This window comes from Cellulomonas dongxiuzhuiae, assembly GCF_018623035.1.
In the GTDB taxonomy this organism is placed as follows: Bacteria; Actinomycetota; Actinomycetes; order Actinomycetales; family Cellulomonadaceae; genus Cellulomonas; species Cellulomonas dongxiuzhuiae.
On sequence record NZ_CP076023.1, the window covers coordinates 3,155,144 to 3,167,565 of the forward strand.

15 protein-coding genes, 1 tRNA gene and 1 pseudogene are annotated in these 12,422 nt (G+C 73.7%); 12 read left to right on the forward strand and 5 right to left on the reverse strand.

Annotated elements, in window-relative coordinates; all coding sequences use genetic code 11:
• Nucleotides 1-27 precede the first annotated feature (27 nt).
• Nucleotides 28-351, reverse strand: coding sequence for a hypothetical protein (locus KKR89_RS14205; protein WP_208196006.1), 324 nt, complete (start codon nt 349-351; stop codon nt 28-30).
• A 100-nt stretch (nt 352-451) separates the two neighbouring features.
• On the reverse strand, nt 452-1,945 hold the full coding sequence (locus KKR89_RS14210) for a thioester domain-containing protein (protein WP_208196007.1): 1,494 nt from the start codon (nt 1,943-1,945) through the stop codon (nt 452-454).
• Between the two features lie 322 nt (nt 1,946-2,267).
• Here KKR89_RS14210 and KKR89_RS14215 point away from each other — a divergent pair, with 322 nt between their 5' ends.
• From KKR89_RS14215 to KKR89_RS18400, 4 genes and pseudogenes are all read left to right on the forward strand, one after another.
• The gene (locus KKR89_RS14215) at nt 2,268-3,296 is read left to right on the forward strand and encodes a DUF429 domain-containing protein (protein WP_208196008.1); all 1,029 of its coding nucleotides are present in this window, start codon (nt 2,268-2,270) and stop codon (nt 3,294-3,296) included.
• A gap of 215 nt (nt 3,297-3,511) precedes the next feature.
• Nucleotides 3,512-5,353 (forward strand): ABC transporter ATP-binding protein, encoded by a 1,842-nt coding sequence (locus KKR89_RS14220; protein ID WP_208196009.1) that lies wholly within the window; start codon nt 3,512-3,514, stop codon nt 5,351-5,353.
• A gap of 275 nt (nt 5,354-5,628) precedes the next feature.
• A complete protein-coding gene (locus KKR89_RS14225; RefSeq protein WP_208196010.1) occupies nt 5,629-6,105 on the forward strand; it encodes a cupin domain-containing protein in 477 nt (158 codons plus the stop codon).
• 243 nt (nt 6,106-6,348) lie between these two features.
• A pseudogene (locus tag KKR89_RS18400) lies at nt 6,349-6,528 on the forward strand (integrase core domain-containing protein); the annotation flags it as partial.
• 34 nt (nt 6,529-6,562) lie between these two features.
• Here the strand turns inward: KKR89_RS18400 and KKR89_RS14230 are convergent.
• Together KKR89_RS14230 and KKR89_RS14235 are read right to left on the reverse strand one after the other, a co-directional pair.
• Entirely contained in the window at nt 6,563-7,123 is a 561-nt protein-coding gene (locus tag KKR89_RS14230; protein ID WP_208196011.1) for a signal peptidase I, read from the reverse strand.
• A 68-nt stretch (nt 7,124-7,191) separates the two neighbouring features.
• Nucleotides 7,192-7,692 carry a TasA family protein gene (locus tag KKR89_RS14235; RefSeq protein ID WP_208196012.1) on the reverse strand — a complete coding sequence of 167 codons (501 nt, stop codon included), beginning with the start codon at nt 7,690-7,692 and terminating at the stop codon, nt 7,192-7,194.
• Between the two features lie 451 nt (nt 7,693-8,143).
• Between KKR89_RS14235 and KKR89_RS14240 the strand changes: the two genes are divergently transcribed.
• Nucleotides 8,144-8,216, forward strand: a tRNA-Lys gene (locus KKR89_RS14240).
• Nucleotides 8,217-8,245: 29 nt separating this feature from the next.
• On the opposite strand, the gene KKR89_RS14245 is transcribed toward KKR89_RS14240, so the two are convergent.
• Entirely contained in the window at nt 8,246-8,827 is a 582-nt protein-coding gene (locus tag KKR89_RS14245; RefSeq protein ID WP_256443191.1) for a DUF6301 family protein, read from the reverse strand.
• A gap of 305 nt (nt 8,828-9,132) precedes the next feature.
• Between KKR89_RS14245 and KKR89_RS14250 the strand changes: the two genes are divergently transcribed.
• From KKR89_RS14250 to KKR89_RS14280, 7 genes are all read left to right on the forward strand, one after another.
• The gene (locus tag KKR89_RS14250) at nt 9,133-9,336 is read left to right on the forward strand and encodes a hypothetical protein (RefSeq protein ID WP_208196014.1); all 204 of its coding nucleotides are present in this window, start codon (nt 9,133-9,135) and stop codon (nt 9,334-9,336) included.
• Nucleotides 9,337-9,407: 71 nt separating this feature from the next.
• A complete protein-coding gene (locus tag KKR89_RS14255; RefSeq protein ID WP_208196015.1) occupies nt 9,408-9,833 on the forward strand; it encodes a MarR family winged helix-turn-helix transcriptional regulator in 426 nt (141 codons plus the stop codon).
• A gap of 4 nt (nt 9,834-9,837) precedes the next feature.
• A complete protein-coding gene (locus KKR89_RS14260; protein ID WP_243882628.1) occupies nt 9,838-10,296 on the forward strand; it encodes a hypothetical protein in 459 nt (152 codons plus the stop codon).
• Nucleotides 10,293-10,556, forward strand: a complete 264-nt coding sequence (locus tag KKR89_RS14265; protein ID WP_208196016.1) for a hypothetical protein — start codon at nt 10,293-10,295, stop codon at nt 10,554-10,556. Before KKR89_RS14260 ends, KKR89_RS14265 begins: the two co-directional genes overlap by 4 nt.
• Nucleotides 10,553-10,882 carry a rhodanese-like domain-containing protein gene (locus KKR89_RS14270; RefSeq protein WP_208196017.1) on the forward strand — a complete coding sequence of 110 codons (330 nt, stop codon included), beginning with the start codon at nt 10,553-10,555 and terminating at the stop codon, nt 10,880-10,882. The genes KKR89_RS14265 and KKR89_RS14270 overlap by 4 nt, the downstream gene beginning before the upstream one ends.
• A 112-nt stretch (nt 10,883-10,994) precedes the next feature.
• A complete protein-coding gene (locus tag KKR89_RS14275; RefSeq protein WP_208196018.1) occupies nt 10,995-11,195 on the forward strand; it encodes a hypothetical protein in 201 nt (66 codons plus the stop codon).
• 101 nt (nt 11,196-11,296) lie between these two features.
• Nucleotides 11,297-12,382 carry an NADH:flavin oxidoreductase/NADH oxidase gene (locus tag KKR89_RS14280; protein ID WP_208196019.1) on the forward strand — a complete coding sequence of 362 codons (1,086 nt, stop codon included), beginning with the start codon at nt 11,297-11,299 and terminating at the stop codon, nt 12,380-12,382.
• The last annotated feature ends 40 nt before the right edge of the window (nt 12,383-12,422 follow it).

A 12,422-nucleotide genomic window follows, 5' to 3' on the forward strand; every position in this document is an offset into this window, starting at 1 on the left:
GAACGGGAACCAGCCTGACGCCGGCGTTCAGCGCAGCCCGTCCCGACCGGGGTCACCGTGTACCGCGTGGTGCCCGGCCGCAAACAGGTCGTGGGTCCAACGGCGTTGGGAGTCGACGACGATGCGCACCGGGTCGTCGGGGTCGGGCGTCTCGGCGGCGGCGTTGATGAACGCGCAACGGCGGACGCAGGGCATGCAGCTCACCGTGCCGATGAACTCCGCGAGGCGCGCCAGCGCATCGAGCGGGTCGGCCTGGTCGACGGCCGCTTCGTAGGCCTCGCGCTCGAGCGCGGCCTGCCGCCAGCGTCTCGTCGGCAGCGGGACCCCGTTCACCGGGGTCTTCTCCGACATCGAGTGACCACCTCGCCCGCGTGGTGCGGCGCGTGCCACGCCACGCGGGCGACGACGCGGCGACCCCGGGAGACCTCGGGGACCCGTGCCGGCGAGAGCATCACCCGCGGCGGGTGCCCCACCGTCGCGAGGCACCGACCAGGGCGAGCCCGGCAACCAGCAGGCCCACGGCGAGCGCGGCCAGCGGGCGCGAGAAGTCGGCGCCCGTGACGGCCAGTGCCGGCGCCCCGTCCGACGATCCGGCGTTCCGGGCAGGGTCGTAGGTGTTCGTCACGGTGATGACCGCGTCGGTGTCGGCCGTGATCGTGACGTCACCGGTACTGGCCGTCACGACTCCGAGGGCGGCCGTCTGCCCGGTGGTCGGTTCCGTGACGGTACAGGCGCTGCCGACCGGTATCCCGTCGTACCTGCTGGAGGTCGTGCCTGCGGGGCTGCCTGCGGGGAGGGTGATGCTCTGGCCGAGCACAGGGGTCCCGTCCAGCGTGCAGGCGACGTCGAGGACGACCTCGCCCTGCGCGCCCGCCGCGGCCCCGGCGATCGTCTTGTCGACCACCAGCGAGCCCGCCGCGAACAGCTCGACCGCGGCGGTCGTGTCCGCCTTGATGTTCCCTGTCTGCGCCAGCATGATCGTCTGGGCGGCCGCCTGGCCCGGCGTGTTCCCGTCGTAGAGGTAGATGGTGCCGGCGGGGACGTCGACCGTCGCGGTCGCGCCGAGGGACACCGTTCCGGGCGTAGTGCCGCGCAACCAGATCTGGGTGCCCGACGCGACCGGCGCACCGCTCGCGACCTCGACCGTGCCCGCGGCGTCGGAGTACGCGGTGACGCCGGCGGGGATGTCCAGGGTGGCGTCGGTCGGCGCGCCGTCGGTCGCCGTGGCGGTCACCGTGAGCGGTCCGACGAGGGCGCCCGCCGCGCCGCTGGCGGACGCCGGCGTGATCGCGATGGCGGGCGGTGACGGCTCCGCCAGCGGGCCGGCAAGGAGCGTGGCGGCCACGATGGACTCCACCAGCGGTCTGACCGGGTCCGCCGTGGAGACGATGTAGCCGTCAGTGAAGAACCAGATCGCGGCCTGGACGGCTGCTCCGCGCTGGTTGTCGTTCGCGGCAGCGGCCGGCTCGGTCGGGACGACGGGGTAGTAGCTGTTGACGATCCTGGCGACGTAGCCGGTGTTCTGCACGTTCGACTCGGCCCAGGTCGTGTTCGTGTACCCGAGGCCCGAGAACGTCCCGACGCGACTCTGGACGCAGTAGAACGGCAGGATCTCGCCGGTGTCCTCGACCGCGACCCGCCCGGTGCCGGCGAAGCTGGGGTTCCCGGGGTCGTAGCCCGTGGGGTTGCCGCTCGGGTAGCCGGCCGTCGGGTCGAACGTCGCTCCCACCGGGGGCAGGAACCCTGTGAGTCTCTGACCTACGGCGTTCGGAGGCGTGGCGATGACGAGGTCGGTGGCCGGAAGGTCGACGGGCGTCACGGGGGGCGGGTCGAGGATGATGATCGCCGGTGCCGGAGCGACGCCGAGCGCCAGCAGAAGGCCTGCGAACACCGCGACCGCTGCGCAGCGGCTCGCTCCCCAGCGCGCCAGACGTCGACCCGTCATCATGTCCCCCCGGACTTCACGTCACCGACGACTCACCCCGCGGACTCTCGTTCGAGAGCTCCGTCCGGGGCTCGCGCGCCCTTCATGACGTTTATACGCTATTCGGTCCGGTCTGACCGCTTCCGGCGGCGCCTTCGCGGGGGCTGCCCGCTCAGACGCGCGGACGGCAGGCACCTTCCGCGACACGCCACCGGCCGGATGACACTGCCCGGTCCAGCCGCGCTGCTGCGGCGCCCTGTGCCCTGCAGCTGCCGGTCCCCCACCCCCGCGACCTTCGCCATGTAGCGTCCGCCGCACGGGACTGGATGACGAGAGGACCACGATGGCCGACGGCCCCTCGGCTGACGACACGACGGCGGCGATCCGCTGGGCCATGTCCTACAACGGCTACGAGCGGCTCACCTCGGACCCCGGTGCGCTCGAGCGCCTCCTGCAGCCAGCCCGTGACGAGTTCGCCTCGACCGGCCGCACGCCCTCCTGGTGCGGCGTGGACCTGCTGCGCGGGTGGGCGTTCCTCCTGCAACGGCACGACTACTTCGCCGGCGGCGGGTCCCTGGGTGCGGAGTGGCACACCGTCCTCGACGCGGTACGTCACCACCCCACGTCGACGCGCGACGACCTGCCGCCGGCGCCGAGCACCGACCGGGCGGTCGGGGCGGGCGGTCCCGACGCCGTGCGCGTGCTCGGCGTGGACGGCTGCCCCCGCGGCTGGGTCGGGGTGGTCCTGGCCGGCGACGACGTGGCCGTCCACGTGGCGCCGCGGATCGACGAGCTCGTCGACGTCGCCGGACGCGACGCCCGTCTCGACGTCGTGGGCATCGACATCCCCATCGGCCTGCCCGATGCCGGCCGGCGCGAGGCGGACTCCCTGGCCCGCAGGCGCGTGGGCGCCCGGTCGTCGTCGGTGTTCACCACCCCGGTCCGTGAGGCGCTGCTGGCGGCGACCCACGCGGAAGCCGTCGCGGTGAACCGCTCGCGCGCGGGCACGGGCATCTCGATCCAGGCGTACGCCCTGCGGACGAAGGTGCTCGAGGTGGACGCCTGGGCGCGCCGGGCGCCGTGCCCGGCGATCGAGGTGCACCCCGAGGTGAGCTTCGCCGAGATGAACGGCGCGAGCCTCGCCCACGCCAAGTCCACGCGCGCGGGGCTCGACGAGCGCCTCGCCACCCTGCGCGCCCACGGCATCCGGCTCGGCGAGCCCGTCAGACGACCCGGGGCAGGCGCCGACGACGTGCTGGACGCAGCCGCCGTGGCCTGGACGGCGCGCCGCCGGGCGGTCGGCGACGCGCTGGCGCTCCCGGATCCGCCCGAGGTGTTCTCCGACGGGTGGCCGGCCGCGATCTGGGTCTGAGACCGGGCGAAAACCCTGTCCCTCGTCCCGGTCCGGACGCTATGGTCCGGTTTCCGCTGACCAGCAGTACCTGTGGCGTGCGGCGCCGCCCGGACGAGGAGGCCCACGATCGCCACGCACCGCTGGGCAGACCGGCCGTGAGGCGCCCCGACGACACCGCGAAAGGGACGCCGCGTGTCCAGGAGATGGTCCGTGCCCACCGGGGACGGTTCGTCGTGTCGTACGTCTTCCAGGTCGTCGGCGGGGTCGCGCCGCTGTTCCAGGTGCTCCTGCTGCGGGCGGTCGTCGACGGGCTGATCGAGGGACGGACCGGCACGGCGCAGGCCTTCGGACAGATCGCCGGGATGGCGGGGCTGGGGCTGCTCGGCGTGTGGTCGACGTGGGCCGCGAGCGTGACCGCGACCGCGGCCGCGGGCCTGGTCATCGCGGACCTGCGCTCGGCGATGTTCCGGCGCCTGACCACGATGCCGATCCACTTCTACACGACGGTCCGGCCCGGCGCAGTCGTCAGCCGCCTCACCAACGACGTCAACGGCGCCGAGGAGATGTACACCTCGGTGATCCCCGTGGTGGTCTCCAGCGTCACCACTATCGCCACGTCCCTGGTCATCGTCGCGTTCATCGACCCGCGCCTGGTGCTGCTGCTCGTCGTGATCCCGGTCGCCATCGCGTACGTGCGCAAGGCCGAGGCGCGGATCAACGAGCTCATCGCGAAGTCTTTCGACGTCGTCAAGGAGCTGTCGTCGACCGCCGAGACGTTCGTCAGCCGCGACGGCGCCGTGCTCGCGCGGCAGAACGGGCAGACCGCCCGGGAGCAGGCGACCTTCCAGGAGCGGTCCGCCGCGCTGGCCGGCCTGTCCACCGGCATCAGCCGCGCCGCCGCGACGTCGGGCGCGAGCTACGGGACCGCGTTCGTGCTCATCACCGCGGGCGCGCTGGCGATGGGCGTGTGGCTCGTGACGGAGCAGGACGTGACCGTCGGCAGCGTCATCCTCATCGTGCTCTACCTGCAGCAGCTCCAGGCACCGGTGCAGCGGCTGCTCAACACCCGCTACCCCCGGATGCGCTCGTCGATCGCGCTCGACCGGGTCGAGGCGGTGCTCGCCACCGAGCCGGAACGCGACCGGGCGGCAAGGGCCCCGGCAACGGGGACGGCCGACGGCCCGACGGCGGACGCCGACGACGGAGGGACCGCTCCGGCGCCCGCCCTGCGGACGCGTGACCTGAGGTTCCGGTACCCGGCGGTGTCGTCGTACTCGATCGAGGGCCTCTCCCACGCCGGCGACGCGCTGTCGATCCCCTGGCTGCCGCTGGTCGGCCTGTCCGGCGACGACGGCGCGCGCGCCGAGGCGGGCGTGCGCGTCGAGGCCGATGCCCTCGACGGGATCGACCTGACGGTGGGCCGCGGCGAGGTCGTCGCGGTCGTCGGGACGTCGGGCGCCGGGAAGTCCACGCTGGCCACGGTGATCGCCGGACTCGTCGACGCGGACAGCGGTGTCGTCGAGGTCGACGGCCGGCCGCTGGCCGACCTGGACGAGAAGCAGCGCGCCGGGCTCATCGCGTACATCCCGCAGGACCCGTACGTGCTGCACGCCTCCGTGCGGGAGAACCTGCGCTACGCGCGCCCCGACGCCACCGACGAGGAGCTCCTCGCGGTGTGCGAGCAGGTGGCCCTCGGTGACCTGGTGCGCGGGCTCGACGACGGCCTCGACGCGGTCATCGGCGAGAAGGGACACCGCCTGTCCGGCGGCGAGCGCCAGCGCCTCGCGATCGCCCGCGCCGCGCTCCGGCGCCCCGCGCTCGTGGTGCTCGACGAGCCGACCGCCCACCTGGACACCGCCACGGAGCAGCGCGTCCGCGCCGCGATGGCCACGCTGTTCGCCGGCGCCGGGGTCGTGATGATCGCGCACCGGCTGTCGACGGTCCGCGACGCCGACCGCATCGTCGTCCTGGAGCACGGCCGCGTCGCCCAGGAGGGTCCGCACGACGAGCTCGCCGCGGTGGCCGACGGCGGGTACCGCCGGTTGCTGGATGCGGGGGCGATGGGGCGGGAGTGACCGGGGTACGGGCGCGCCGCACGACGGACCGCGAGCGCCCGCGCCCGGTGACGCGCAGGTCTTGACGGTCCGCTCCGCGCAGGAGGACCGTGCCCGGAGGGCCGTGGTCGAGCACGGCCGCGCGGTCGCGGTCCGCCGCGACGTCCGCGACGCCGCACGGCGCCGCCACGGCGCACGGGCCGGGCCCGCGCCGCCGTCAGCCTGGCCGCGCACGCTCGCCGGCGTCGTCCCGCGCGCGCCGTGGCGTACGCCGTGATCCGCAGGGAGGCACCGCCATGCGTCTTCGTCCTGTCCTCACCGCCGGCGCGCTCGTCGCCGTCGGCACCGTCACGATCGTCACCGCGGCCGTCGGCACGCCCGGCTCCGGCACCACCGTCACCACCGACTCCGTGACCGGCCGCCTGGACGGCAGCGCGGGCCGCGGCGTCCTCAAGGTCCAGCAGGACGGCGTGCGGCTCATGAGCCACGGGCCGACCGACGTCACGACCTTCGACCTCACCTACCCGCCCGGCGCCTTCTCCGGGTGGCACTCGCACCCGGGGATCGTCGTGGTGGTCGTCCGGTCGGGCGAGGTCGTCCGGCAGACCGGGTGCACGTCGCAGCGGTTCGGCCCCGGCGACGCGTTCACCGAGGTCGGGCCGCACCAGGTGACCAACCCGAGCAGCACGACGGCCGTCCTGTCGATCACGCGGATCTACCCGGCCGCCGGCGCGTCGACACCGCGGATCGACGAGCCCGCGCCGCGCTGCTGAGCGTCCGCGCCGCTGTCCCCGCGTCGGTCACCCGCGGCCCACCGGGGTGACGTCGTCGCGCGTCCTCGCAGAACGCCCCCGCCCTCGCGGAGGCTGCGCTAGCGTCCGCGGCATGGACGGGCGCGTGGCCCGGTGTGCCATGGCGGCGGCAACGGTGCTGCGATCGTGCACGCGGATCGCGGAGCGCAGTACACGTCCTGGATCTTCGGGCACCGGCTGCGCTCGGCAGGCCTGCTCGGATCCATGGGCCGGGTCGCCTCGAGCGTGGACAACACGATGATCGAGTCGTTCTGGTCGACCATGCAGCGCGAGCTTGTGGACCGGCGCTCCTGGGCCTCCCGCGTGGAGCTGCCCTCGGCGATCTTCGAATGGATCGAAGGCTTCTACAACCCGGTCCGACGCCACTCCGGCCTGGGCTACCGGTCCCCGAACCAGTCCGATGACCTTCGCACCGCCGCTACGTCGCGACCGCGGCCTCGTTCGGGCGGACCGGACCGCGGGGCAGGGCGGCGCGCTGCGGCCGGGCCGCAGCTGCGTGCGGCTGCTCCGGGAAGAACAGGTCCCACAGCAGCGCCACCGAGAACAGGCCCGTGACGACGGCGGCGAGACCCGCCGGCTGCTGCAGGAAGACGAGTGCGTAGCCGGCACGCGGGATCTGGCCATGCACGACGCCGACGACGTCCGCGGCGTCGACCGGCGACGGGTCGACCGTCTCGTTGGCGTCGCCACGGGTCGTCAGGGACCCGCCGTCGGTGCTGCTGTCGACGCGGGCGACGCGGTGCGTCACGTAGCCGTACCGGGCGCCCTGCGGGGCCGGGAACGTCACGACGTCGCCGATCTCGACGTCACGGGGCGGTGCGGTGAGCACGAGGTCGCCCACGGGCAGCGCCGGGGTCATCGACGCGGAGGCCACCGCGAACATCCGGTGCCCCGAGAACCACAGGACGGCTCCTGTGGTGACGGTGCCGAGCACGAGCACGACGGCGACGACCCTGGTCAGACGCTTGAGGACGAGCACAGGAACCTCCGGAGGACGACCGGGGCGGGCGGGGAGAACGCCCGCCCCGGTCGGAGTGCCGAGTCGGATCAGGAGGCGGGGTGGACGTTGATCTGCGTCGCGACGACCTTGTAGCCGGTGCTGAGGTTCAGGCCCTGGAGGGCGCCGTGGCTGTCGTTGTCGACCGAGCTGTCGACGCTCAGCACGACCGGCAGCGTCGCCTGCCCGCCGACGTCGAGCCGCCCGACGTTCACGTAGTCGGCAGTGAGCACGTTGGTCCCGTTCACGTTGAGGTCGATGAGCGCGTGCTGCGCCCTCACCACCGCCGGGATCGACACCCAGAGGTCCACCGGGCTGTTGCCGGTGTTCGTCACCGTGGTCGCGCTTGAGACCGTGTCGCCGGGCAGGACGGTGCCCAGGTCGACGTCCAGGTCGGCGTTGACCGTGATGGAGCCGACGGTGCCCTTGATGGTGCCCGTCTCGGTGTCGGAGAAGTAGGCGCCCGTGCCGGTGGCGGCCAGCGCGAGGAGGCCGACGGTCGCGGCGACGGAGCCGACGAATCCGACGACGCGAGTGGTGCGCTTGTTCATGGAGGTCCTCTCGTGGACGGATCCGCCGACGGGGTCGACGCACCGGGCTGTGAGGCTCCGGTGGGGGGAATGGATCCGATGACTCCCGGTTTGCCCGGGCGCCATGAATTTAGGATGTCTTTGTTGTCCGTTTCGCCTGCCGAACGGGTGATCTTGGACAGATGTCCAGGAGTAGGGATGCGCGGGCGAGACCGGGGCACCTCCGGTGCGCGTCCCGAAGGTGGCCGGCCCCTCAGCCGTACCCAGGGGCGTGCGTGTCCGGTCGAAGACATCGGCGAGACACGAGCAACGGGCGGCGTGAGTGGTCCTGAACGCCGAGGAGGCCGCAGCCACGAACGCGCCCAGTCGGACGACCCCGCCGCGTACCCTGGGTGCGCGGACCTGCACGGCTGACCAGGGGTTCTCTCTCGAGTTCTCTCGATCCTTGTCTCAGTGAATGAGTGCTCGTCCCGGGCCTCTAGCTCAATTGGCAGAGCAGCGGACTTTTAATCCGCGGGTTGTGGGTTCGATCCCCACGGGGCCCACCTGACTCCCTCCTGACCTGCACGTTCACCTATTGGCCCCGACCTTCGGATCGGCCACAGCGGCGCACCTGGCGCAGCGCGTTCTCGAGGTCGTCGTGGCCCGTTCCAGGTACACGGTTCGGGTCGATACCCAGCCGCACCTCGTCACGCTCGAGGTCCGCCATGTCGCGCGAGAGCAGCTTGAGGATCACGACATCGTGCAGATCCTGCAGGACGATTCGACCACCGCTCGCCAAGTCCCACGCGCGGCGGGGGTACTCCCACGCATCGCGCCGTACCTCAGGCCCGAGTACGTCGGCGACGGAGGCGCAGACGCTCTCGAAAGCAGCGTGCACGGCCGCGGCGTCCGCCTCGTCCCGGTCGGAGACGTTCACAGTGAGGGACTCGAGTGTCGAGGTACCCGCCGCTTCGTCGCCGAGCAGCGCCCGCGCCCGAGGGTCGTCGACGGCTAGAGAGGTGACGAAGCGGAGGCCCGCCGAGCTCGCGCGGGTCACTCTCCAGCCGAGGCCCTCGGCCAACCGAAGCACTACCTCGCGATCGGCCGGCCACGCGACCTGCCCGAGCGCCTCGAGTAGGACTGCTACCTCTTGTGCCGCCGCTGCTTGTGCCACTGCGTCCTTCTCCTCGTTTCACGACCCGACGATTCGAACGTCGAGCGCGTTCTCACTCAGCCCCAGCCCGTGGATGCGCACGCCCCCGTCGCCCGACGCGTGGACGAGCTGGTACCGAACCCTGACGAAACCGTTCTCGCTGCGCGTGGTGTCGGTCGGGTACGGCGGAGTGGCGCCGGACGAAGCGCTCGAGGGTGTGCCCCCACTCGTCACCGGGCCGGGGTGAATCTTCTCAGCCCCTCGCCCCTCCTTGTCGATAGAGGGACGTACGCACATCAGCGCACGGCCCGGGGAGGAGATCGGCGATGAGCACAACAACCGCTCTCACGGCGAGCGACGTCCGGCGGGACGGCGAGCGGGCGCTCGCCGTGGCCCTCGGCCTCGCGCGACGCACGCCCCCGCCGGTGCGGCTGCCCTCGTTCGCGCAGCAGATCGTCCCCGGCCGTTCGCCGCTCGAGGCGTCGGGCTGGGCGGAGCCGGCCGTGAGGCGAGTGGCGACTCAGCGCTAACGGGGTTGCACGGCCGGCGGCGCGCGGGTCACGGGACGGTGCCACGAGCCTTGCGCCGTTAGCCTGCGGACATGCCCCAGGAACCGCCGTTCAGCCCCACGGTGACCCTCCTGACGCTCTCGCGCGCCTGGGACGCGGCGCTCACCGACGCGCTCAAGCCCCTGGGCCTGACGACCCGCAAGTACGGGCTGCTCGGGCACATCCGCGGGACGCCGGGCATCTCGTTCAGCGATCTCGCGCGCCGCTCGCGCATCACCGTGCAGAGCGCGCACGCGACGGTCGCGGCGTTCGCCGCTGCGGGTCTCGTGCAGGACGCGACCGCGCACGCCGGGTCCGCGTCGCGGCTGCGCGTGACGGCGGCGGGTGAGCAGCTGCTCGCGGAGGCGGGCGCCCGGGTGACCGAGCTCGACGCCCGGTTCTCCGCGTCCCACCCCGGCCTCGTCGACGCGTTGCGCGACGAGCTGCGGGCGATGAGGAGCAACCTTCAGTTAGACTGAAGGTATGGAACGCCTCCTGCTCGCCGCGCACGTCGTCGCGGGCATCCTCTTCGTCGGCCCGGTCGCCGTCACCACCAGCCTCTTCCCCCGGTACGCCCCGGTGGTCGACGCACGCGACCACACCCCCGGCGACGACGTCGGGCGCGCCGCGGCCGTCGCGTCGGCGCTGCACCGCGTCACCCGGCTGTACGGTGCGCTCGCGCTGACCGTCCCCGTCGTCGGGCTCGTGCTCGCGGGCGTGCAGGGGCGGCTCTCGGAGGTCTGGGTGACGGCCGCGATGGTGCTCACCGCCGTCGCGGGCGGGGTCCTCGTCCTGCGCATCACCCCCCTGCAGCGCGAGGCGCTCGAGACGCCCGACGACGGCACCCGGCTCCGCGCGCTGCGCGGGCTGGCCGGGGTGTTCAACGTGCTCTGGACGACCGTCGTCGTGCTCATGGTCGTGCGGCCGGGGGCCGCGGCATGAGGCCGCTGCTGCGGGTCCTCGACGTCCTGTCCGTGCTCGAGACGCTCAGCGTCCTGGTGCTGCTGGGCAACCTCGTCACGGTCCACGCCGACGGCATCACGTCGGCGCTCGGCCCCGTCCACGGCGCCCTCTACCTGACGGTCGCGGTCACCGCGCTGCTCGGCCGCGACCTGCAGCTGCGCACCCGGCTCGCCGCGCTCGTCCCCGTCGTCGGCGGCGTCCTCACCCTGCGCAACGTGCGGCGCGAGGCACGCCGATGAGCTTCCGCGACCGGCTGCGGCGGATCCCGACGGTCGACGCGCACGAGGCGATGCGTCTGGTCGAGGCCGGGGCCCTGGTGGTGGACGTGCGCGGCGGGCGGGAGTGGGCGCGTCAGCACGTCCCCGGCGCCGTGCACCTGCCGCTGCGCGACCTCGAGGCACGAGCCCTCGAGCTCCCCGACGACCGGCTCATCGTGACGTTCTGCACCGCGGGTCTGCTGTCGCGCGGTGCAGCGCGGCTGCTCACGGAGCGGGGCTTCGACGTGGTCGACCTCGCGGGCGGTCTCATGGCGTGGCGTGCAGCCGGCGGTCCGCTCGTGAGGTAACCCGTGGACCACCCCCCGCACCATCTCCGACGGCGTCCCTTGAGCCCGGCCGGCGGCGTGCCGACGATGTGCGTAGCAGCACCCGCACGTCGCCGTCCGGCGAGGAGGAGAGATGACCAGGCGCACCGCCGAGACCGCGAGCGACATCCGGCGTCACGGCGAGAGAGAGCTCGCTCTGGCCCTCGGCCTCGTGCGGCGCACGCCTCCCCCGGTCCGCGTGCCCTCTCCGGCGCAGCGGATCGTGCCCGGAGGCTCGCCGCTGGAGGCGTCGGGCTGGACGGAGCCCTCCGAGCAGGACCGCGCGCACCGCTGAGACGCCGGCGTCGCCGTGCCCATGCTCGGCCCGGCCGTGACGTCCGCCACGTGACGCCCGCGACCGACGCGGGGTCCCGCGGCACCGGTCAGACTGAGGACATGCCCTCCGCCCTGTTCTCGCCCCTCACCCTGCGCGGCACCACGTTCGCGCACCGCGTGTGGATGGCGCCGATGTGCCAGTACTCGGCCGCCGCCGACGGCCCGGACGCGGGTGCGCCGAACGACTGGCACGTGCAGCACTACGGTGCGCGCGCGGCGGGCGGCGCGGCCCTCGTGATCGTCGAGGCGACGGCCGTCGTCCCCGAGGGGCGCATCAGCCCCTTCGACCTGGGCATCTGGGACGACGCGCAGGTCGCGGCGCACCGGCGGGTCGTCGACCTGCTGCACGCGCAGGGGGTGCCCGCGGGCATCCAGCTGGCGCACGCGGGCCGCAAGGCGAGCACCGACGCCCCGTGGCGCAGCGGCGGGCCGCTGGGCGCCGACGCGGGCGGCTGGCCGGTCGTGGGGCCCAGCGCCGTGCCGTTCGCGGACGGGCACCCGACGCCGGTCCCGCTGACGACCGACGCGATCGCCGGCGTCGTGGAGGCGTTCGCCGCCGCGGCCCGTCGCGCGGTCGCCGCCGGGTACGACGTGGTCGAGGTGCACGCCGCGCACGGCTACCTGCTGCACCAGTTCTGCTCCCCGGACTCCAACGTGCGCGACGACGCGTACGGCGGCTCGTTCGAGAACCGCACACGTCTCGTCCGGGAGGTCACGTCGGCCGTGCGCGCCGCGGTGCCCGACGACATGCCGGTGCTGGTGCGCGTGTCCGCGACCGACTGGGTGGAGCCCGCCGGGTGGACGGGCGACGACACCGTGCGCCTCGCGCGCGACCTCGTGGGCGTCGACATGGTGCACGTCTCGACGGGCGGCAACCTGCCGCGCGTCCACATCCCGGTGGAGCCGGGCTACCAGGTGCCGCTCGCCGCACGCGTGCGGGCCGAGGCGGGCGTGCCGACGATCGCGGTGGGCGCCATCACCGACCCGGCGCAGGCCGAGCAGGTGGTCGCCGGCGGGTCCGCCGACGCCGTCGCGCTGGCCCGCCCGCTGCTCGTCGACCCGTTCTGGCCCCACCGGGCCGCGCTGGCCCTGGGCGTCGACCTGCCCCTGCCCCCGCAGTACGACCGGGCGCGCGCGCTGCTGTGACGACGCCGTCGGCGCGTCAGGCCACCAGCCCGACGACGAG

What these genes read in the sequence shown, in the direction of transcription:
- KKR89_RS14205 (WP_208196006.1), bottom strand. Translation starts at nt 351, where the DNA reads ATGTCGGAGAAGACCCCGGTGAACGGGGTCCCGCTGCCGACGAGACGC.
- KKR89_RS14210 (WP_208196007.1), bottom strand. Translation starts at nt 1,945, where the DNA reads ATGACGGGTCGACGTCTGGCGCGCTGGGGAGCGAGCCGCTGCGCAGCG.
- KKR89_RS14215 (WP_208196008.1), top strand. Translation starts at nt 2,268, where the DNA reads ATGGCCGACGGCCCCTCGGCTGACGACACGACGGCGGCGATCCGCTGG.
- KKR89_RS14225 (WP_208196010.1), top strand. Translation starts at nt 5,629, where the DNA reads ATGCGTCTTCGTCCTGTCCTCACCGCCGGCGCGCTCGTCGCCGTCGGC.
- KKR89_RS14235 (WP_208196012.1), bottom strand. Translation starts at nt 7,692, where the DNA reads ATGAACAAGCGCACCACTCGCGTCGTCGGATTCGTCGGCTCCGTCGCC.
- KKR89_RS14250 (WP_208196014.1), top strand. Translation starts at nt 9,133, where the DNA reads ATGAGCACAACAACCGCTCTCACGGCGAGCGACGTCCGGCGGGACGGC.
- KKR89_RS14255 (WP_208196015.1), top strand. Translation starts at nt 9,408, where the DNA reads ATGCCCCAGGAACCGCCGTTCAGCCCCACGGTGACCCTCCTGACGCTC.
- KKR89_RS14260 (WP_243882628.1), top strand. Translation starts at nt 9,838, where the DNA reads ATGGAACGCCTCCTGCTCGCCGCGCACGTCGTCGCGGGCATCCTCTTC.
- KKR89_RS14265 (WP_208196016.1), top strand. Translation starts at nt 10,293, where the DNA reads ATGAGGCCGCTGCTGCGGGTCCTCGACGTCCTGTCCGTGCTCGAGACG.
- KKR89_RS14270 (WP_208196017.1), top strand. Translation starts at nt 10,553, where the DNA reads ATGAGCTTCCGCGACCGGCTGCGGCGGATCCCGACGGTCGACGCGCAC.
- KKR89_RS14275 (WP_208196018.1), top strand. Translation starts at nt 10,995, where the DNA reads ATGACCAGGCGCACCGCCGAGACCGCGAGCGACATCCGGCGTCACGGC.
- KKR89_RS14280 (WP_208196019.1), top strand. Translation starts at nt 11,297, where the DNA reads ATGCCCTCCGCCCTGTTCTCGCCCCTCACCCTGCGCGGCACCACGTTC.